Annotated in this window: 20 protein-coding genes; 12 read left to right on the top strand and 8 right to left on the bottom strand. The window is 39.4% G+C overall.

Features of this window, described 5'->3' with window-relative positions; all coding sequences use genetic code 11:
* Window positions 1-94: 94 nt before the first annotated feature.
* The 3 genes from JCM15457_RS11665 (at window position 95) to JCM15457_RS05170 (ending at window position 3,073) form a co-directional block, all read left to right on the top strand.
* Window positions 95-1,162, top strand: coding sequence for a PTS transporter subunit EIIC (locus JCM15457_RS11665; RefSeq protein WP_051993297.1), 1,068 nt, complete (start codon window positions 95-97; stop codon window positions 1,160-1,162).
* Window positions 1,159-1,959, top strand: coding sequence for a glucose PTS transporter subunit IIA (locus JCM15457_RS11660; RefSeq protein WP_051993296.1), 801 nt, complete (start codon window positions 1,159-1,161; stop codon window positions 1,957-1,959). The genes JCM15457_RS11665 and JCM15457_RS11660 overlap by 4 nt, the downstream gene beginning before the upstream one ends.
* An 895-nt stretch (window positions 1,960-2,854) precedes the next feature.
* Window positions 2,855-3,073 carry a hypothetical protein gene (locus JCM15457_RS05170; protein ID WP_235725582.1) on the top strand — a complete coding sequence of 73 codons (219 nt, stop codon included), beginning with the start codon at window positions 2,855-2,857 and terminating at the stop codon, window positions 3,071-3,073.
* Between the two features lie 763 nt (window positions 3,074-3,836).
* On the opposite strand, the gene JCM15457_RS05165 is transcribed toward JCM15457_RS05170, so the two are convergent.
* The 5 genes from JCM15457_RS05165 to JCM15457_RS05145 all read right to left on the bottom strand — a co-directional run bounded on the left by JCM15457_RS05165 (window position 3,837) and on the right by JCM15457_RS05145 (window position 8,963).
* Complete coding sequence (locus tag JCM15457_RS05165; RefSeq protein WP_034988263.1) at window positions 3,837-5,195, bottom strand: dihydrolipoyl dehydrogenase family protein; 1,359 nt, start codon at window positions 5,193-5,195, stop codon at window positions 3,837-3,839.
* A gap of 385 nt (window positions 5,196-5,580) precedes the next feature.
* Window positions 5,581-6,666, bottom strand: a complete 1,086-nt coding sequence (asd, locus tag JCM15457_RS05160; RefSeq protein WP_034988262.1) for an aspartate-semialdehyde dehydrogenase — start codon at window positions 6,664-6,666, stop codon at window positions 5,581-5,583.
* Between the two features lie 318 nt (window positions 6,667-6,984).
* Complete coding sequence (locus JCM15457_RS05155) at window positions 6,985-7,356, bottom strand: hypothetical protein (protein WP_034988261.1); 372 nt, start codon at window positions 7,354-7,356, stop codon at window positions 6,985-6,987.
* Window positions 7,349-7,669 (bottom strand): hypothetical protein, encoded by a 321-nt coding sequence (locus tag JCM15457_RS05150; protein ID WP_034988260.1) that lies wholly within the window; start codon window positions 7,667-7,669, stop codon window positions 7,349-7,351. Before JCM15457_RS05150 ends, JCM15457_RS05155 begins: the two co-directional genes overlap by 8 nt.
* Window positions 7,662-8,963: a Y-family DNA polymerase gene (locus JCM15457_RS05145; RefSeq protein ID WP_034988259.1), complete on the bottom strand. Its 1,302-nt coding sequence runs from the start codon at window positions 8,961-8,963 to the stop codon at window positions 7,662-7,664. Before JCM15457_RS05145 ends, JCM15457_RS05150 begins: the two co-directional genes overlap by 8 nt.
* 354 nt (window positions 8,964-9,317) lie before the next feature.
* Between JCM15457_RS05145 and JCM15457_RS05140 the strand changes: the two genes are divergently transcribed.
* The 3 genes from JCM15457_RS05140 (at window position 9,318) to JCM15457_RS05130 (ending at window position 10,388) form a co-directional block, all read left to right on the top strand.
* On the top strand, window positions 9,318-9,518 hold the full coding sequence (locus tag JCM15457_RS05140; RefSeq protein WP_034988258.1) for a helix-turn-helix transcriptional regulator: 201 nt from the start codon (window positions 9,318-9,320) through the stop codon (window positions 9,516-9,518).
* Entirely contained in the window at window positions 9,511-10,029 is a 519-nt protein-coding gene (locus JCM15457_RS05135; protein ID WP_034988257.1) for a DUF3278 domain-containing protein, read from the top strand. Before JCM15457_RS05140 ends, JCM15457_RS05135 begins: the two co-directional genes overlap by 8 nt.
* 152 nt (window positions 10,030-10,181) lie before the next feature.
* Window positions 10,182-10,388, top strand: a complete 207-nt coding sequence (locus JCM15457_RS05130; protein ID WP_034988256.1) for a hypothetical protein — start codon at window positions 10,182-10,184, stop codon at window positions 10,386-10,388.
* 278 nt (window positions 10,389-10,666) lie between these two features.
* Here the strand turns inward: JCM15457_RS05130 and JCM15457_RS11655 are convergent, their stop codons facing one another.
* A complete protein-coding gene (locus JCM15457_RS11655) occupies window positions 10,667-11,257 on the bottom strand; it encodes a TetR/AcrR family transcriptional regulator (RefSeq protein ID WP_051993295.1) in 591 nt (196 codons plus the stop codon).
* Window positions 11,258-11,424: 167 nt separating this feature from the next.
* On the opposite strand from JCM15457_RS11655, the gene JCM15457_RS05120 reads away from it, so the two are divergent.
* Window positions 11,425-12,291, top strand: coding sequence for a carotenoid biosynthesis protein (locus JCM15457_RS05120; RefSeq protein ID WP_034988255.1), 867 nt, complete (start codon window positions 11,425-11,427; stop codon window positions 12,289-12,291).
* Window positions 12,292-12,638: 347 nt separating this feature from the next.
* On the opposite strand, the gene JCM15457_RS05115 is transcribed toward JCM15457_RS05120, so the two are convergent.
* Window positions 12,639-13,061 carry a hypothetical protein gene (locus JCM15457_RS05115; protein WP_034988254.1) on the bottom strand — a complete coding sequence of 141 codons (423 nt, stop codon included), beginning with the start codon at window positions 13,059-13,061 and terminating at the stop codon, window positions 12,639-12,641.
* 194 nt (window positions 13,062-13,255) lie between these two features.
* On the opposite strand from JCM15457_RS05115, the gene JCM15457_RS05110 reads away from it, so the two are divergent.
* The 5 genes from JCM15457_RS05110 (at window position 13,256) to JCM15457_RS05090 (ending at window position 17,935) form a co-directional block, all read left to right on the top strand.
* Window positions 13,256-13,684, top strand: coding sequence for a CopY/TcrY family copper transport repressor (locus JCM15457_RS05110; RefSeq protein WP_034988351.1), 429 nt, complete (start codon window positions 13,256-13,258; stop codon window positions 13,682-13,684).
* Between the two features lie 34 nt (window positions 13,685-13,718).
* On the top strand, window positions 13,719-14,090 hold the full coding sequence (locus tag JCM15457_RS05105) for a cupredoxin domain-containing protein (protein WP_034988253.1): 372 nt from the start codon (window positions 13,719-13,721) through the stop codon (window positions 14,088-14,090).
* A gap of 44 nt (window positions 14,091-14,134) precedes the next feature.
* On the top strand, window positions 14,135-14,407 hold the full coding sequence (locus JCM15457_RS05100) for a cupredoxin domain-containing protein (RefSeq protein ID WP_034988252.1): 273 nt from the start codon (window positions 14,135-14,137) through the stop codon (window positions 14,405-14,407).
* Complete coding sequence (locus tag JCM15457_RS05095) at window positions 14,407-16,332, top strand: copper-translocating P-type ATPase (RefSeq protein ID WP_034988251.1); 1,926 nt, start codon at window positions 14,407-14,409, stop codon at window positions 16,330-16,332. Before JCM15457_RS05100 ends, JCM15457_RS05095 begins: the two co-directional genes overlap by 1 nt.
* 331 nt (window positions 16,333-16,663) lie before the next feature.
* The gene (locus JCM15457_RS05090; RefSeq protein ID WP_500778393.1) at window positions 16,664-17,935 is read left to right on the top strand and encodes a type II restriction enzyme NmeDI-related protein; all 1,272 of its coding nucleotides are present in this window, start codon (window positions 16,664-16,666) and stop codon (window positions 17,933-17,935) included.
* Between the two features lie 228 nt (window positions 17,936-18,163).
* Here the strand turns inward: JCM15457_RS05090 and JCM15457_RS05085 are convergent, their stop codons facing one another.
* Entirely contained in the window at window positions 18,164-18,736 is a 573-nt protein-coding gene (locus JCM15457_RS05085) for a VanZ family protein (RefSeq protein WP_051993294.1), read from the bottom strand.
* Window positions 18,737-18,948: the final 212 nt, after the last annotated feature.

Raw genomic sequence — 18,948 nt, 5'->3', positions numbered from 1 at the left:
AAACCCCAAAAATATTATATTGACGTAAATATGATCACATGCTAGACTTGTTTTGAGAAATCGTTTGCTCAAATCGATGAAAGGGTGATCACTTATGAACAATGAGAAACCACTTGGCAAAAAAATATTAGACTTAGTTGGTGGCGAAAAAAATATCCAAGGTATATCTCACTGTGCTACACGGTTAAGAATGTTATTAAAAGATGATCAGATTGCAAACAAGAATAAAGCTGAAATCGAAGATTTAAACGGTGTAATCAGTGTTGTTGAAAATGGAGGCCAATTTCAAGTAATCATTGGTCCAGCTGTAGCTGACGTATATGATCAATTACTTGCTGGAACACAATTAAATCAGGAAACAGATCAAAATGACGACCACGAAAAAAATCAGCATGGCCTGATATCAGGCTTTTTAGATGTTGTAGCAGGTATCTTTACCCCCCTGCTTCCCTTGCTTGCAGGTTCAGGTGTACTGCGAGGTGTCGTTCTCTTATTAAACCAAATTGGTTGGCTGCCAGAATCATCAGGAACTTATCATATACTGACAGCAGCTTCAACCGCTGTTTTCTACTTTCTACCAGTTCTTCTAGCAATTACCTCCGCAGAAAAATTTAAGGTTAACAAATATGTTGCTGCTGCCGTGATGGGTGCCTTAATTATGCCTGAATTCACCCAAATCATGGGAAATCATGGTAACGGTGTCATCACTCATTTCTTTGGTATCCCGATTGTAACGATGTCCTACACCTCAACTGTAATTCCTGCAATTTTATCTATCTGGTGTCTTTCTTATGTTGAACGTTATCTCAAAAGATATATACCTGAAAGCTTGCAATTGCTTTTTGTCCCCCTACTATCACTGTTTATCATGGTTCCGTTAACAGCAGGGGCGTTTGGACCTTTCGGTGTCTACTTAGGCGAATGGATCTCCAATGGAATTAATATCTTGATGAACTCAAATGGTTGGATTGCTGGTGCGATTGTCGGCGGAGCTTGGAACCTGTTTGTGATTTTCGGGTTACAATGGGCTGTCAACCCCGTAATGATCCAGAACATTAGTAAGTTAGGTTATGACTTTATCGTTCCTTTGACTGCAGCCGCTAACTTCGGAATGGCTGGAGCTACTCTCGCACATTTTTCAGAACCAAGGACACTAAAATGAAAGCCTATTCAATATCTGCATTGCTCTCTATCTTCTTCGCTGGTATCACAGAACCTGCTATTTATGGTATTGGTGTTAAGTACAAAAAACCTCTAATCGGAGCTGTTATTGGCGGTGCAGTTGGTGGTGCGTTCATCGGAGGCCTGCATGTTAAAGCCTTTGCATTTGTTTTCGGTGGTTTAACAACCTTACCAGCCTTTGTCGGCAGTACCTTCGTCTCTTATATAATCGGCTTAGTTATTTGTTTCGCAGTTGCGCTGATTGTTACTTTGGTAATCGGTATCGATGAAGTCGAAAGCACTAAAGTCAGCACCGACCAAGTTGGAAATGCAAAGGAACTATCAAATGAAGTCGTGCTGCAACCTTTAGACGGACATGTTGCCGATATTGCGGAAGCTAATGATCCAGCATTTGCATCTGGTTCAATGGGCCAAGGAATGGTTATCTACCCAACAAATGGCAAAGTTTATGCACCATTCGATGGTACTATTACTATGTTATTCAAAACAAATCATGCAATTGGTATTACCTCAAAAAATGGTACAGAGCTACTAATTCATATCGGCATTGATACGGTAAAACTGAATGGAAAACATTTCTTCGCCAAAGTCAAACAAGGCGAGACTGTTAAAGCCGGACAGCTCTTAATTCAATTTGATCTCAACGGGATAGAAGAGGCTGGTTATGACACATCAACATTCGTGATCGTAACAAATAGCGGTGAGTATAAGGAAGTAAGTTTAATAGCCGCTGACGATGGTTCACATGGAAGAGAAATTCTTCAAGCCAATATATAATATACAATTAAAGAGTTTGTAATGAAGCAGAATGTCAATGATCGACTTTGATCCTTTGATATCCTGTTTTTTTGTGCATTAAAGACGTGTTTGTCACAAGCAAAATTTTACCCATTCGCACACAAAACAGAGAGACTTATGTCACAGCCTCTCCTCTATCCATTTCCTATAAGCGTGTTCCGTAAGTCAAAATTCTCCATCTATTTTAAACTGTCCGCTGCACATAATAATCACTGAAACAGTCAATTCCCTAATGGAGTACCGAAAGCCCCTGCATATTCAAGTAGTATTACATCATGATGTTCAGGGGGAAAAACTATTTTGTAATGCATTTAACCTGCCAATATCATGGATTTGTATAAGGGTTGTTTGCTTGTACAACAGGAGAGTGTACTTTTGGGTATCGTATGGCAGAAATACTTTTATTCGACAATTCATCGCACAAAAAAACAGTCCAGCAAGATAAAGTTTAAGCTCTTCACACTTTCCTTTTTCTCTTCCGATCTAACTAACTCAATCTTTAACAACCTTAAATCTCTTTAAAATCATCAACAATTTTATTAATTATCTCGCTGGACTGCTGTTACATAAGGGATAGTCAAACTCTAACCTCTTTTCTAACTGCCTCGCGACAGCTTCTTTTGCCTAACTACCATGCAAGCATGATGTCAAGCTTTCGATTATAGCGTTTGCTATAACCCCTTACACTCTGTATTATATAGTATCTTCACTAAAATGCAAGCGATTACACTTGCTGATATGATTTAGCTAGCAAATCAAAAAGAGTTCCCCTTTTTCCCCTATAACCAGCCTTTTTGATAGGATTGCTTGACGTAATTATTTTAAAATTGCTATACTTTGTGCACAATTAAAATTCTTACTAGGGGGAAAATACATGATTTTTGGTCATATTCTTTTTGGAACAATTGCCGTCATTGGTGTTTTACTATTAGAAGTCGGTTTTTACCGCGATTTTACACGTCTTAATTTGACCCAGAAACTAGGTATTTTGTTGACTATTTTTGGACTTTTTGCAACAACAGCTCTGGGTATTTTCTTGGCTGGCAGTTTCTTGCTGGTACAATCGTCAGTGTCATCGGAATTCTCTTATTAGGAATGTTAGTACGGCCTGTGCTTAGTTCAGATAGGACAAAATAACAGCTGCTTTCAGTTCACTTGGGAGTGTGCCATAAGTCTTGAGTTTTGAGCATTAACTGCAGATTACACGTAACAAAACAACATGTTATGTTCATAATCTCATGTTAGTACTCAGCTTTACCGACTTATGGCACACTCGTTTTTACTAACGGATCAAAAACATATAATTGCCACCAAGGACGAAGACAATCTATTCTTCTCAGACTTCTCGCCCGCGCATTTTTGTTATCGTATTTCTGTGATACTTGTTTTTAGCATTAAAAATGCTGCATTGTGAAAATAAAAATGACTAGGCGTTATCATAACCTAGTCTGCACACATGATAATCGAATATGCTTTTAAATAGTGTGAAAGGAAACCATCTTAAGCACGTCCAATTTATTTTTATTACAGCTTCTGTTCAGTTACAACTCCAAATAGACACTTACTATCCAAAAAGCAATAAAGCAGTACAAAGTCGGGAAAATTCGAAGTTAGACGGAGAATTTTGACTTATGGAACACGTTTATACGGAATAAAAGAGGGGCTGTGTCAAAATTTAACTTTTGGCACAGCTCCTTGAGAAAGATTATCAACATACCTAATAAGGTGGTAGTGTATGGAAAAAGTATTAGGTATGTTCTGTATTATCCATTGATTAGAACTGATAAGCAACTCCAAAAAGACAAGCTTGCCTGTATCTTTTGAGCAACTCTTTAAGTTCATTTAAAGTCATCTTTTTATTTCCGCATCGCTGCCATTATCAAACTTAGAACTCCAATCGACGCGCTTGGGAATGCAAAAATCATCTGACTAAGTTCTTCAGCAGATAGATGCTGATTAATAATCAATGACAAGATGTTGATTAAATCAGGGGCATCATCACCATAAATGGCTGCACCAACTAACTTATTTTTGCTGTCAATGATGATCGTTAGTTCAGCTTCTGGTTCATTTTTGGTTTGAAAAAGCATATTGCGCCCGTAAGTGATGCGTTCAACTCGGTACTGTGCCGCATCTGCTTCGGCTTCTGCGACAGTAACACCAGTCTCTGCCAAACGCGGCAAAGTGAACACAATTGAGGGAACGACTGGGTAATTGATCGCTCCAGCATCAAGGCCTAGGATCTGAGCAGCAATATAGTTTGATTCAAAGGTCGCTGTCGGTGTCAAACGTGGAATCTGCTTATCCAACACATCCCCACTGGCAAAAATATTTTTCTGAGAAGTCCTCAAATGATTGTCGACTTCAATGCCACGCCGATTATAGGAGACACCGACTTCATCCAAGCCTAAATCTTCAACGTTAGGAACACGCCCTGTCGCATCAACTACATAATCTGTCTCGACAGTCAAACCAGATGCTGTCCTGACAAGGTATCCTTGCTCAAGCGCCTGCACCGAATCAACAGCTTCCTTAAAATGAAAATCAATTCCTGCATCTTTCAGCACGTTGATAACCTTATCAACGTATTGGTCATAGTAAGCTCTCAATGGCCGCTCCGCAAATTCAATCACAGTAACTTCAGCGCCAGCTATACGAGCCAAATCAGCAAATTCCAAAGAAACGATTCCAGCTCCGATAAAAGTAATGTGAGCCGGCAATTCCGGCAGGCTTAGGAAATCACGACTGTCATGCAAATAAGTTTTACCAGGAATATTTAATTTTGCCGGCCGCTGACCAGTTCCCAAGACCAGATATTCACTAGAGTATTCTTTCCCTGCCACATGAACTGTGTGTGCATCCGCCAAATGACCGTGTCCTTTAAGCAGATCAATTCCCGCCGCGTTAAACATCTGTGCCAAATGCACATGCAGCGGATCGATCACATGGTGCTTATACTTCATTAAATCAGGCCAATTGATCTTTAAGTCTCCTGTAATAATATCTTCTTTTTGATATGCGTGAACCTGATTTAAAACTGCTGCTGGCCCATCCAACAAAATCTTGGCATTACAACCATAATTCGTACAAGTTCCAGCAACAAGATCCTCCTCGACAACAGCGACCCGCTTTCCTGCTTGCCGTAGCGTCACAGCGGCATGCCAATTCGCATGGCCGCTCCCAACAAAAATTACATCATATTGATAATCTGCCATAATAGTTTTCCTCTCTGTTTCGCAATTATATATCGCACACGATGTATTATAGCATAAAGGGCTGCTTAACGGTTAATTTTTGTTAGTAGCCCGAAGTAAGTATGTATTAGGTCAACATTGAGTTCGCAAAAAAGTGGTTGTGCTCCATGCTTACGGCAAAAATAAATAGACCCTCAGATTTAATTCTGAGAGTCTACAGGGCGCAGGTCAGCATCAAGCTCTACTGTCCAATCATCCCTTGAGTTTTCTTGTCTTAATTGCGGTATGCACGTTAGTACACTTTTGCCATCGGGCAAGCATGAATTACATAGTCCCGCATAATTCACACACTCAATGCGCAAAAATCATCGTTCGCTGGTATATTTCCCTTTAAAAAATTAATTATTTAGTAGTAATATACTTGTGCCTTCAATAGTTCAGCACATAAAATCGCTCCACCGGCAGCTCCACGAGCAGTATTATGTGACAAACCAACGAACTTCCAATCAAAAATCTTATCAGGACGCAAACGTCCAATCGAAATACCCATTCCGTGTTCGAAATTGACATCGTAACGAACTTGCGGCCGGTCATCTTCTGTTAAATACTGAATGAACTGTTTCGGCGCACTTGGCAGCTTCAATTCTTGTGGAACACCGCTGTAACTTTCAAGTGCTTGAATCAATTCTTCCTTGCTTGGCTGTTCTTCAAAATTAACAAAGACAGCCGCCGTATGTCCGTATAACACAGGTACACGCAGGCATTGACTGGTAATTACAGGTGAAGCAGCTGGGACGATCTCCTTCTTTTGGGGATCGACTTTCCCCCAGATCTTCATCGGTTCTCTTTCAGACTTTTCTTCCTCACCACCAATATACGGAATCACATTATTCAAGATCTCTGGCGCGTCATCAAAGTTTTTCCCCGCACCGGAAATGGCCTGATAAGTCGTTGCAATTACTTGTGTCGGCTCGAACTTCTTCCATGCTGACAATGCAGGCGCATAGCTTTGAATCGAACAGTTAGGCTTCACAGCAATAAAACCGCGACTTGTCCCTAGTCGTTCCTGCTGATACTTAATAACATCGGAATGATCCGGATTGATTTCCGGAACGATCATCGGCACATCGGGTGTCCAACGATGCGCGCTATTGTTAGAAACAACTGGTATCTCTGCCTTAGCGTATTCCTCTTCGATCTTTTTAATCTCGTCTTTGGACATGCTAACAGCAGAAAAGACGAAATCAACCTGGGCTGCAATCTCGCTGACTTGGTTAACGTCCAAAACAACCAAATCTTTAACTGCATCCGGAACAGGATCTTCCAGTTTCCAGCGCCCAGCAACAGCCTGTTCATATGTCTTACCTGCACTGCGCGGACTAGCTGCGACTAAAACCACTTCAAACCATGGGTGATCTGCCAACAGCGTAATGTAACGCTGTCCCACCATCCCGGTGGCACCTAAAATACCAACTCTTAATTTTTCACTCATCTTTTTGACCTCGCTTTTTTTGCATTAATTAAGTTGTATTAAAAATACGTCCAAAAATCAAGGGCATATTCGTATTTATACTATATTAATTCAATTTTAGCAGAAAAGCATCTTAAAAAGGAAAAATATCCAATTATAATTCTGATAATTCATTTATTAGTCTAAATTTATTTGCCAGGATTCAGCAGGTTGGACCAAAAATTAAATTTTGAGCTAGTTTTTCATTTGACCGCAAGATTACCCCTAGTCAGAATCAGATCATGTTCATAATCTGCAGTCAATGCTCAAAAACTAATGCTTATTGACACACACCATCTTCTAAGTAAACTCAATATTACGGATATCATCGATCTGAATGAACTTTTTGAAATCAATCACGATATCATTAGCATTGTAGCCATGAATAAGTGTGGTTATGACCGGCGTATTTATATGGTTGCAGTCCAACTGATTCAGTTGAATCGTAACTTCATGCTGCCTGCTATAAGCAGCCGCTAGAATAGTCGTGATCGTTTCTAATGTTTGCTGCGGCCTATATTGGAACTTCTGTTTGAGAGCAGCATCCTCCTTATTCAAAGCGGCCGTGTGATCCGATAAATAGAATCCTTGCCACTTGACCATTCCACGGTCGTAGTAATCATTTTTAAAAAAATTATCAACTATTTTCATGTCAAAGTCCTTATTATTCAAGCTTATCACGCTTCCATTGAATCAATTTTTGTGTTTTAGGCCACCTCAGAGTAGTAAACCCAATAAATCTAATAGTTAGACTGGTTTTCTTCCTCAATTCTGCGATAAGCTGCTCCAAATATTTAAGGTCGTAATTATCGACCCTATGCAAGGGAACCGACTTTAACCGTTCGCCCTTGCGCTGACTGTTGAAGAAGAAATTATAACTGCGATCATAGGGATCGTTAGCAACTTGGATCCAGTACTGTGTGCGGCTGATTCGCTTGAACAACAATTCAGTACGGCTATAAATAACTTCCAAATCTTTACTCATAACTGTTTCCTCCATTATGTCCACCTACTAATTTTGCCCGCTCAATAGCTGTCCCACCTTTTGTCAGACTCGTTGCGTAAACAAGTTTTGTAAAGCCAAAACGTTTGTGTATTTCGTCAATCACATAACTTAGCTTCTCGTTTTTGGCTTGACGATCCAAGCTTGAAAACAAGTCAAGTTGTTGCCCTGTATTGGCAATTAATCTGCTGCTGTACACCGCAATATTTCTAACTGCTTGCCCTTCCCAGTTCTTTCTAAACAAAAAAAGAAGTTGTCTGGTGATTTCGTGATCATTATTGGTTGGATCGATGCTTAACGCATGGTGAAAGCCGTCACGTCCGTCTTCATCTGTAGCTGCGTACGAAAAGCCGATATCTAGAGATAAACACTTAGTCAACTTATTATGGTGTCTGAGCCGTGCAGCGACTTGCTCGCCGATTTCCTTGATTACTGTTTCAATCTCAATCTGCTTTTGATAATCACGCGGCAGCACCTGTGAATTACCGATGCTAGCAGACTTGGTAATCGGTTTGTAACTCAAACGTGAACGATCGACACCCCACGCAGTCGCAAACAACTGTGTCCCAATGACACCCATTTTCTGTTTCAATAAGTATGGATTGGTATGGGCAAGTTCATACATGTTATGAATCTTAAGACGTCTGAGGTGTTTGGCAGTACGTTTGCCGATCCCCCAGACTTCCGTCAGCTCATTGATCGTCCAAATCTTTTCAGAGATCGTTTCGTAATGGATTTCATCTATCAGATCGTGCATGTGTTTAGCATAAACATCCAATGCAATCTTTGCTTGTACTGGATTGTCACCGATCCCCACGGTCGTATACAAGCCCAGCTCTTGCCGCACCGTTTTTTGAATCAAACGTGCAACTTCACGCGGTGAATTGCCAAATAATCGCCAAGAATGCGTCATATCAAGAATGCTCTCGTCAATAGAATATGGCCAGACATCATCTTCCGCGGCAAAACGGGTAAAGATATTATTGATTTGAACATTACGTTGAATGTATAGATTCATCCGTGGCGGCACTACTTGCAAGCGTGGATCACGCGGCAAATCACGTTTGCGGGAAACATTAGCCGTGAGATGAAACAGACGCTTAGCTTCTGGCGAAGTCGCTAAGATAAGACCGCCATTCGTATTTCGGGCCTCGCTGAGTACCACTAATGGAACTTTGAGCGGGTTATAGCCGCGCTGAATCGCCTCACAGCTGGCATAAAATGACTTGTTGTCGATTAAAAAGAAAACACCGCGCGGCTCATCATCTATAAACATAATTATCACTTCCGCAAGTTTTGTCTATATATTAACACAAAATATCGAACGTGTGTTCTTTTTTAAGAGATTAGCAACTATGATGGTGCGGCAACACCCAAATAGAGTAAGGAATCTTTTAATGCCAACACACAGTGCAACCATAATAAGTTCTCTGCTATGCACAACTTTCAAAGTTAAGTGAAAATTTTGGGCTTTTGTGAACAAGTTCATCCGAAACAAGCAAACTAAGTACCTTTTAATTCACCTTCATTAAAGTAGTATTCTTCACGATGCAATATATATTTGACAAACAAAAAAGGCAATGATATTTTGAATATGTCATATATATCTAACATTGAGAAAGGACTGCTCATGAACAAAGTTAAAAATTATCGCATAGCAACAGGACTATCACAACTTGAGCTTGCTAAAAAAGTCGGCGTGGCACGCCAAACTATTGGTTTAATTGAAAACAATAAATACAATCCATCACTTGCATTATGTATAAAAATTGCCAAAATACTGAATACTGACTTGAATACACTTTTTTGGGAGGAATCAGATAATGAGTAAAGAAAAAATCATTAATAAGTTATTAAAATATTTTTACGGAATAGACGGAGTTTTAGATGAATATAAAAAATCACAACTCAATAAGTTCGGTAATATAGGCTTTATTATCCTCTGCTGGTACCTCTTGATCTCAAGTTTTATCGCTTTGATACTGTATGCTCAGAATTTACAAACGGCTTTTAATTTCCTAATCATCGGCAATATGGTTATCTTTTTTGCAGCCATGCTTTTGAGCAGCTTGTTCTTAAGACAAAAAAAGTTAACTATCGTTGATGCCGACAAAACAGACTATCCCAAGATGAAAAAGAAATATGCAATAAAAAGCATAATTTTAGGTGTGTACTTTGGAGTGGCGATGCTTTTTTTGGATGCTTTGGATAACTTAGTCACTGGCAATGGAAACTTTTTAACAGCCCTAACCTCGTTAAGTAACATTGGTTTAACCGCAGTTGAAGGACTATCTTTCGGATTTATCATGTACCTTCTTTTTAGGTCAAGACTCAAAAAATGAATTCATTTTTATAAATGAAAACACATCTATACAGAATAACAAAAGAGCTAGTTTAAAAATTAACTTTTAAACTAGCTCCCATGAATTTACTTCTTGTCATTATTTCTAAATATCAAATAAATAATGAATAGTTGAATAACGAGCGAAGTTAGATGGAGGTGAAGGCTTTCGCAAGTGGTCTATTAGTAAACTACGCGGTGGGAGAAAAGGACAAAAGGCAGCACATAAAAAGCTATGAAAGCTATGTTGGTAGTGTGTTATTAAAAGGGCTCTATACCAACTTATTCTACGCAGTTCCCCTTGATTATTTTAACATCGAATCTGCACACAAAAAAACAGTCCAGCAAGATAAAGTTTAAGCTCTTCACACTTTCCTTTTTCTCTTCCGATCTAACTAACTCAATCTTTAACAACCTTAAATCTCTTCAAAATCATCATCAATTTTATTAATTATCTCGCTGGACTGCTGTTGCATAAGGGATAGCCAAACTCTAACCTCTTTTCTAACTGCCCTGCGACAGCTTCTTTTGCCTAACTACCATGCAAGCATGATGTCAAGCTTTCGATTATAGCGTTTGCTATAACCCCTTACACTCTGTATTATATAGTATCTTCACTAAAATGCAAGCGATTACACTTATGGAAGATTAAAGTTATTTTCTGCATCATAGAAGTAATTCGAACTACTGATGACCTCCAATGTACTAGCCATCTTATCAACAGATACCTCCATTTTTTCCTTGACCCATTCAGCAGTTATAAAAATAGCTCCTCCGACCTGATACATAATCTGATACCTTTTTAGATAGTCTGGTTGTTGCTGCTCTTTTGCAGCACATTCTTTTTGCTTCAAGAAACCTATAAAAACATCTAAATATTTGCTGAAAGTTTTATAGATTACTTCTGAATCATAAAACTGTGTCAACTCAATAAGCGAGTGCTGATAATTTTTCAGCGTCTTAAAATAACATAAACACATGTCTAGCGATTTGGTTTTTCCATCAAGCTGTTTCACAAAATCCATGAAAATAATATCAATATATTTTTGTACAATATCATTCTTATCACTGTAATTACGATAAAAAGTCTGCCGTGCGATCCCAGCTTTATTAGTTATTTCCTTGATAGTGATCTTATCAAATTCTTTTTCTTGCAATAGGAGCATAAGTGCTTCAAAGGTCCACTCGTGAGTACGACGAACCTGTGGGTTTAACTTATCAGACAGCAAGATGCGACATCTCCCTTCCATTTGTCCATTGTTGCAGTATTGCCGTTGACGATAGTAGGTAAAGCATGTATTCTCTATCGAAGAGTTACATATGTAACATAATAGTCATATGTAACTTGAAATTAGTTTAGCATATATAAACTACAAGCAAAAGGAAGGTTGATCTCATGATCCAGTCTCAACACAAGTATCTCTCAAGTACGTGGTTGTTAGTAATTCTAATTTTAATTAGTGCCATCATTACGGGAAGCAGTACTAAAGGCGTTCTCGCCACAAGCGGCGCATCCTTATTAACATTACTAGCAGTCATCTTTGCCCTGCTTCAAGGAAAACGGCGCTATGGTTGGCGAGGAATTCTTCTCTTCGTGGCTATCGCCTTTGTATTTGGAAACTTTTATGAAAACCTCAGTATTGCAACTGGTTTCCCTTTTGGACATTATTACTATACGTCTGCTTTGGGTCCAAAATTAATATATACACCCTTGTTTATTAATATCGCCTATTTTCAAATGGCGTTTATTGCTTGGAATCTAAGCGAACCGCTCATTGACCATCACAGCGGTGGCAAGCATGCTCTAGTTGTTCAACCACTTGTTGCTTCTTTCATAATGGTTATGTGGGATATGGTAATTGATCCTTGGAGCTCAACTGTAAGTCATGCTTGGCGGTGGAAAGATGGTGGTGCTTACTTCGGAGTACCATTTACTAATTACCTAGGCTGGTTCCTATGCGTCTTTTCAATTCTTTTTATATTCTCTGTTTATATCAAGTATTTCCAAAAAGAAAAGTCTTCCAAAATCATCGAAAACCGTAGTTATTGGATTCAAATGGTCCTAGTTTATTACTCATGGGTAATTTTATTATTGTTGAAAGCATTGAACACACCATTTTCGCAAAAAACAACTGATTTAGCAGGTCAAAGCTGGCATGTGCAGCAAATCTACCAAGTAGGTGGGCTTGTCGGACTATACTCAGTTGTTCCAATCGGTTTATTGGTCTTAATAAAAATTTTTAAACGTTATTCTCTAAATTAATTTAAAAATACAAGTCGTTAAACAAATTAATGTGTTTTCTTAAGGCTGTACAAAGTCGATAATACTTAAGTAATTAACACGAATATGGAACATAGCAAGTACTTTGCCGTGAGTAATTTGAATTAAACGGAGATTTGCGACTTGCAGAACGAGTTCATACGAAATAATAGAGGAGCCAAGTTGAAATTTAACTTTCGACCCAGCCCCAATCTGCACATGTGCAACTTTAAAAATAAGGGAGTGATCAAGATTTTACTTTTGATCACCCCCTATTCTGTCTAACCTTATTTTACAAGGCAAGCTATATTCATTACTCGTACATTCAATATTATGGTTATTTTTACTATTCAATCAAAGCTTGTTGGTTTATTGAGTTTGTCGAAATCACTTTGCTTGATCTTCCACGTGCCATGTTCGATAAGCGGAAGATTTTTTATTTTGACATACTTAGTATTCGAATAAACATACAGCTTGATTTTATATTTTGGTTTGACCTGCCTTAACTCATACCAATAGCTGATCTTTGCGTCCTCTGGAGCTTTGCGGTTGATGCCCTTCTCATCCCCACTAAGATCACCGACTAAATCAGATAAATATTCGATGTTCTTCTTCGTAGTGATAGTTGCAACCTTCTTGTTATGTGCATCATACACAACGGCATAATCACTCTTATGTGCATATTTTTTTGCTGCTTCAACATGGCTGTCGTTTAGTAAACAGAATATTCCTGCCAATAAAATCACCAATAAAAAGTGCCTTTTTATTATCATTTTTTCTCCCCCAACAATTATGCTATTTTTTGATTATTCCATATTTCTCCTCTTCCCACAACATAATTCTTCTCTTATAGTACTAGTTCCCCTTTACGTTGACAATTGTAGACAAAAACGCTACACTATAAGTGTAGATTACAAGTGTAAACGAAAGGGGGCGTGTGAATTTGGAAAAGGGCAATGCAACTCTAATGTCACCTTCTGAGTGGGAAGTGATGCGCATAATCTGGACTAAGCAAGGCGCCAGCAGCACAGAAGTCATTCGCTTAATGCAATTAAAGCGTGAGTGGTCGGAATCAACAATCAAAACTCTGCTCGGCCGCTTGGTCGATAAAAAAATGCTGCAGACAATTAAGGATGGCCGTCGTTTTTTTTATCGTCCAACTGTAACTGAATCAGATGCCATGAATAAGGTTGCTTCTGAACTTTTTGACCATCTTTGCAATATGAAAAAAGGCGGCGTTATCATAAATCTTTTGTCTGACTTAACTCTTAGTCGTGCTGATATTGAGCGTATGCAATTACTGTTAAGTGAAAAATTGAAAACTGCTCCTGTTTCAATCAACTGCGACTGTCTTCCAACTGATGAAGATTGCACTATGCATAAAAAAAGCTGTTAAAACATTTGAAACTTAGAAAGAAGGAACAAAGCTTATGGATAAATTATTAATAGCAGTAATCGCGGTTTTAGCAATCGGGTTTATTGTCTGGTGGTTCTTCGGCAGACATCAAAGTAAAGAAGTAACTGCTGAAAGGGATGGCAACAGTCAGAATGTGAAAGTCGTGGTAAATGGCGGTTACACCCCCAGCACCGTCGTCTTGAAAAAAAATGTTCCAGCTAAAATCACTTTCAACCGCAAAGATCCATCGAGCTGCTTAGAGCAGGTTGTCTTCCCTGACTTCGGCATCAGTGAGTTTCTGCCACAAAATCAGGATCATGTTATCAAGATCGACACGACTAAGGCAGGTGAGTTCGACTACGCCTGTGGGATGAACATGTTCCATGGCAAAGTAATCGTCAAATAAAATAACAGGTTGCTATCTTAATAAATATCAAGGAGGCGTTAAGAATGACAAAAAAGATTCAAGATGCAAGCGTAATCGTCGATGGCGGCTACCAGCCTGCAACCGTAGTCTTGAAGAAAGGCGTGCCTGCTCATCTGAGTTTTAAAAGAATCAGCGAAAAAGGTTGTTTGGACACGGTAGTTCTTCCCGACTTTGGAATCAAGGAGAAACTGCCGCTCAACCAAGAAAAAGTCTTCACAATCGACACTAGAATCCCCGGTGAACACCAGTTCAGCTGTGGGATGAACATGTTTCACGGGAAAGTAGTGATCAAATAATGAACATCAAAAACCGATTTGTCTTTTCATTGATCGTCTCGTTTCCGATGTTTATCGGGATGATAATCATGCCATTCGGTTATGATCTTCCCGGAGGAATGTGGACAATGTTCCTGCTCACGACTGCTGTTATGGTTATCTCCGGCCGCCAGTTTCTGCAGAGTGCGTGGGCTTCATTTCTTAATCACCATGCCAATATGGACACTCTGGTCGCAATTGGGACATTCACAGCCTATTTTTACAGTATCTATGCAATGCTGACACATCAACCGGTTTTCTATGAAAGTGCAGCTTTTGTCATTACATTCGTTCTATTAGGCCAAGTTTTTGAAGAGAAGATGAAACATGCGGCCTCCGGTGCTGTTGAGAAACTAATGGATCTTCAAGCCAAAGATGCCTTAGTCCTGCGTGACGGTAAAATGATGAAGATCCCCTTAACGAAAGTTGAAGTTGGCGATCTTATCCGTGTCAAACCTGGTCAGAAAGTAGCTGTTGACGGGATCATCACCGAAGGCAGTTCTACCATTGATGAATCAATGGTTACCGGGGAAAGCATTCCTGTCGCCAAAAAAACAGGTGATGCTGTTATCGGTTCAACTATCAATAACACTGGAACGTTTATGTTCAAAGCCTCTAAGGTCGGCAACGATACACTGCTTGCGCAAATCGTCGAATTGGTTAAAAAAGCGCAGACCAGTCATGCTCCTATTCAAAAAACGGTTGATAAGATTGCCGATATTTTTGTCCCTATTGTCATCATCGTTGCTATTTTGACTTTTGTTGTCTGGTACACCCTACTAGGAGCAAGTCTTGTCAACGCAATGCTCTTTGCCGTTTCTGTCATTATCATTGCCTGCCCTTGTGCCCTTGGAATTGCAACGCCTACAGCTTTGATGGTTGGAACTGGCCGCAGTGCCAAAATGGGTATTTTAATCAAAAACGGTGAGATTCTTGAGGCTGCCAACAGTATCAAAACGGTTGTATTCGATAAAACAGGCACGATTACAGTCGGCAAGCCGAGAGTTACAGACATTATCGGTGACCAACAGAAAGTCCTTGAAGTCGCGGTCAACCTTGAAGCTACCTCAGAACATCCCCTCGCAGCTGCCATCTTGAATAAAGCCAAAGAAGCAGGTATCGTGGCGCATGAAGCGCAAAACTTCACTGCGATCGAAGGCAAAGGTATTCAAGCTCAAATCAGTAATAAAAAAGCCTTCATTGGCAACCAACGGCTGCTCACAGATTATCAGCTTGATGATCAAACTGCCGCTAAAATGGTCCAGTTGCAAAATGAGGCAAAAACTGTCGTGATAGTTGGTTTTGATGATAAGATTATCGGATTGATCGCTGTTCAAGATACACCGAAAAAGAGTTCAGCTGCAGCAATTGCTGCTCTGAAAAAACGCGGCCTGCGAACTGTCATGTTGACTGGCGACAACAAGCACGTTGCACGCGCTATTGCGGATCACGTTGGCATTGATGAAGTGATAGCAGATGTTTTGCCTGGCGACAAAGCTGATAAGGTTAAGGAATTACAGCAACAAGCCCCCTTAGCATTCGTCGGCGATGGAATTAACGATGCTCCTGCCCTGACAACTGCCAACGTGGGGATCGCCATGGGTTCTGGAACTGATATTGCAATCGAATCAGGTGGCATCGTCCTTGTTAAAAATGACCTGTTGGATGTTGTACGTGCCCTTGAATTGAGTCAAAAAACTTTCAATCGCATTAAGTTAAACCTCTTCTGGGCTTTTATCTACAATACACTTGGAATCCCTGTCGCTGCCGGTCTCTTCTCTGGTCTTGGGTTGATACTGAGTCCAGAGTTAGCGGGTGTCTTCATGGCACTGAGTTCCATTTCAGTTGTTGCAAGCTCTTTATTGCTGAATAGGGTCAAGCTTACTCACACAGCGCCAGCTGTCTGATCTGAACGGAGGTAAAAATGAATAAACAAAATTCAAAAAAAGAGACAAGCAAAACAATTGCAGCAGCACTCATCTATGTTGTGTTTTCTTTGCTCGCCGGTACAGTTTTAATGAATATCTTTCATTAGATTGCACCTAGTCGCAATCCGGTACTGAGATCATTGATTACTCTAAATAACTCTGCAAAACATGCAGCAGCGACCACATGTTTTGCAGAGTTTTTTTTGTTAGTTTTAAACCAAACATTATTATCACAGACAATTCTAGAGTATACTTTAAGCGTACAAAAATAACGCATCTGACTGTGCCATTCAGAAGAAAGGAAATTTTAATGGTAGATTCAACATATCTCACTGACATCTTTTCGCAATATATGCAAAACAATGAACTTCTGTACCAAACATGGATCATACATAGTGAAGAACGTTTAAAAGCTTTTAATGGTGTTCGGAAAGGTACCCAAAAGATCGTTTCCACGATCCAAGATGGAACTTTCCCACGCGATCTTCATGGTTCCGCGCTTGAAACAGTGATGAATATTATTGCCTCGCAACATGAAATCTTTAAGGGCGCCAAACATGCATTTATGTGGAAACCCAAACTAAGAATACCGGATATCTATGAAAACCGAAAAAATCAATTACTTTTCGCTGAGTGTTTGAATGCAATTCTCAATACCAAAAATGAACTGAAAATGTTGTTGGCTGTCAATAAGCTGGCCGAGGCAAAAATCAAAGGTCTCGGACCCGCAGTTGCAAATATTCTCTACTTTCTTGAGCCGACGATCTTCTGTCCTTTCAACACCAAAATCGTCGAAGGATACAATTTACTGACCAATTCAAATATCCGACTTGGTCGCTGGGATCATTACTTCAAGCTGCGTGATGGCATCATTGAGCTCAATCAGTTAGGCGGGTTATTTTCAAAAGATCTCGGTGCGGTTTCTGCATTTCTTTTTGATATCGGCAAACTCAACTACGTCATCCCCGAAAACGCGGAAAAATACGTTCAAGTAAGTACCAGTAAAACGCAAAAAAGACTGCGTTCAGTAGAAAATAGCAAGCTTGCTAAAAATATTCACTATCAGATTCAATACATGCTCGCAGACATTGGAAACAATATTGGCTATAAGTCTTGGATCGCAATAAATGACCACAATAGACGTTTCGAGGGTAAACGACTGGGTGATTATTCTCTTCCTGTCCTACCGCAATCAATTCAGCAGATAGCTGACCGACACTTAAAAGAAACAGTCTCCCTCATCGACGTTATCTGGTTTTCAAGAGATGATGAGCCAATTGCTGCTTTTGAAGTTGAGAAATCAACTTCAATCATGTCTGGCATGAACCGCATGGATGATTTATACCAGATCAATAAGCGCAACATTATGCTTTATATTGTTTCACCCGATACACGTGAAAAAGAAGTTTTAGCTCAGTTCAATAGACCGCATTATATGCACAATCATGACCTGCACGATCACATGCGCTACCTTCTTTTTAATGATTTGACTGCCAATTATAATTCCTTGAAAAGATTTGGTACTGATTTTTCTATTCTTGCACCTATCTCGCACTTCCCTAATGGCAAGTTGGTCAGATAATATGCTGTATTAAAAATACATTGAGCTTGGATCGAAAGTAAAGTTTTGAGCTAGGCTCTTTTTTTACTTAATATAAGCGTACTTTGTAAGTCGGAATTCCACGGCTACTCTCACGCTGACCATTGCAAAGAGCTTGTGGTCAGTTGACATTCAAACTTTTCCAATTTATTAGCACACATACTCTTTTTAACAGCGTTCTGAAACTGTAAAATTCGAATTACACTTGCCTCATCTATGTCTCTTCTCTTTTAAGCGTTTAGTTTGGCTCGAATACTCAAACAACTGAACAATATTTTTTATTGCTGATTTTTTCAATAACGAAACTAATACATATCCAACTACTACTCCTAGAGCATTCGTAATAACATCGTTGATATCGATCCAGCGTGAGATCTGGAATAAAAGGTCATAAACAAGTTGGCTGAATTCAATCGCAGTTCCTACACCTACGCCGAATAGCAGCACCTGTTTAAACTTCAAATGCTTAATCAAAAACAAATATCCACCCAACGGAACCGTCATTAGAATGTTCAAGAAGAATCCCGTATCAATGTACCTGAAAGGAACGAGATTGATAGGGATCGACCCAAACCTGAATAATGACGCTGGTACCGCGCGATATGAATCGGGAGTTGGTGAAAAAACGAGGTAGCCAACCACTAACAGATACATACCTAGAGAAACGACTGTCAAAATTTTCCAGACATTTTTTTCAGTCAACCTAGAAATACCTACTTTAATAGCGACAGCCAAACCGGTCATGTTTAAAACAAATGGTACCCAACGTTCAATCTCTGCCATGAGAATCTCCCCCTCTTCATTTTAATTAAGCTTCAATCTGTACCTATACTAGCACGAACATTTTAACTTCACCTTAACTCTCTAAGCTATGGTACAAGTGTCATACTTTCTTAACTATATTTATGTCTTTTTAACATTTTAAATATTTTATTTACTATATATCAGAAAAAAATTAATAAATTGTTGACAATTAACACGAAAATGAGTAGATT

It is taken from the genome of Liquorilactobacillus sucicola DSM 21376 = JCM 15457 (assembly GCF_000612445.1).
Taxonomy (GTDB): Bacteria; Bacillota; Bacilli; order Lactobacillales; family Lactobacillaceae; genus Liquorilactobacillus; species Liquorilactobacillus sucicola.
Note: the sequence above shows the minus strand (reverse complement) of the source record. Positions and strands in the feature narration are given on the sequence as shown.

What these genes read in the sequence shown, in the direction of transcription:
- JCM15457_RS11665 (WP_051993297.1), top strand. Translation starts at nt 95, where the DNA reads ATGAACAATGAGAAACCACTTGGCAAAAAAATATTAGACTTAGTTGGT.
- JCM15457_RS11660 (WP_051993296.1), top strand. Translation starts at nt 1,159, where the DNA reads ATGAAAGCCTATTCAATATCTGCATTGCTCTCTATCTTCTTCGCTGGT.
- JCM15457_RS05170 (WP_235725582.1), top strand. Translation starts at nt 2,855, where the DNA reads ATGATTTTTGGTCATATTCTTTTTGGAACAATTGCCGTCATTGGTGTT.
- JCM15457_RS05165 (WP_034988263.1), bottom strand. Translation starts at nt 5,195, where the DNA reads ATGGCAGATTATCAATATGATGTAATTTTTGTTGGGAGCGGCCATGCG.
- asd (WP_034988262.1), bottom strand. Translation starts at nt 6,666, where the DNA reads ATGAGTGAAAAATTAAGAGTTGGTATTTTAGGTGCCACCGGGATGGTG.
- JCM15457_RS05150 (WP_034988260.1), bottom strand. Translation starts at nt 7,669, where the DNA reads ATGAGTAAAGATTTGGAAGTTATTTATAGCCGTACTGAATTGTTGTTC.
- JCM15457_RS05145 (WP_034988259.1), bottom strand. Translation starts at nt 8,963, where the DNA reads ATGTTTATAGATGATGAGCCGCGCGGTGTTTTCTTTTTAATCGACAAC.
- JCM15457_RS05140 (WP_034988258.1), top strand. Translation starts at nt 9,318, where the DNA reads ATGAACAAAGTTAAAAATTATCGCATAGCAACAGGACTATCACAACTT.
- JCM15457_RS05135 (WP_034988257.1), top strand. Translation starts at nt 9,511, where the DNA reads ATGAGTAAAGAAAAAATCATTAATAAGTTATTAAAATATTTTTACGGA.
- JCM15457_RS05130 (WP_034988256.1), top strand. Translation starts at nt 10,182, where the DNA reads ATGGAGGTGAAGGCTTTCGCAAGTGGTCTATTAGTAAACTACGCGGTG.
- JCM15457_RS05120 (WP_034988255.1), top strand. Translation starts at nt 11,425, where the DNA reads ATGATCCAGTCTCAACACAAGTATCTCTCAAGTACGTGGTTGTTAGTA.
- JCM15457_RS05115 (WP_034988254.1), bottom strand. Translation starts at nt 13,061, where the DNA reads ATGATAATAAAAAGGCACTTTTTATTGGTGATTTTATTGGCAGGAATA.
- JCM15457_RS05110 (WP_034988351.1), top strand. Translation starts at nt 13,256, where the DNA reads ATGTCACCTTCTGAGTGGGAAGTGATGCGCATAATCTGGACTAAGCAA.
- JCM15457_RS05105 (WP_034988253.1), top strand. Translation starts at nt 13,719, where the DNA reads ATGGATAAATTATTAATAGCAGTAATCGCGGTTTTAGCAATCGGGTTT.
- JCM15457_RS05100 (WP_034988252.1), top strand. Translation starts at nt 14,135, where the DNA reads ATGACAAAAAAGATTCAAGATGCAAGCGTAATCGTCGATGGCGGCTAC.
- JCM15457_RS05095 (WP_034988251.1), top strand. Translation starts at nt 14,407, where the DNA reads ATGAACATCAAAAACCGATTTGTCTTTTCATTGATCGTCTCGTTTCCG.
- JCM15457_RS05090 (WP_500778393.1), top strand. Translation starts at nt 16,664, where the DNA reads ATGGTAGATTCAACATATCTCACTGACATCTTTTCGCAATATATGCAA.
- JCM15457_RS05085 (WP_051993294.1), bottom strand. Translation starts at nt 18,736, where the DNA reads ATGGCAGAGATTGAACGTTGGGTACCATTTGTTTTAAACATGACCGGT.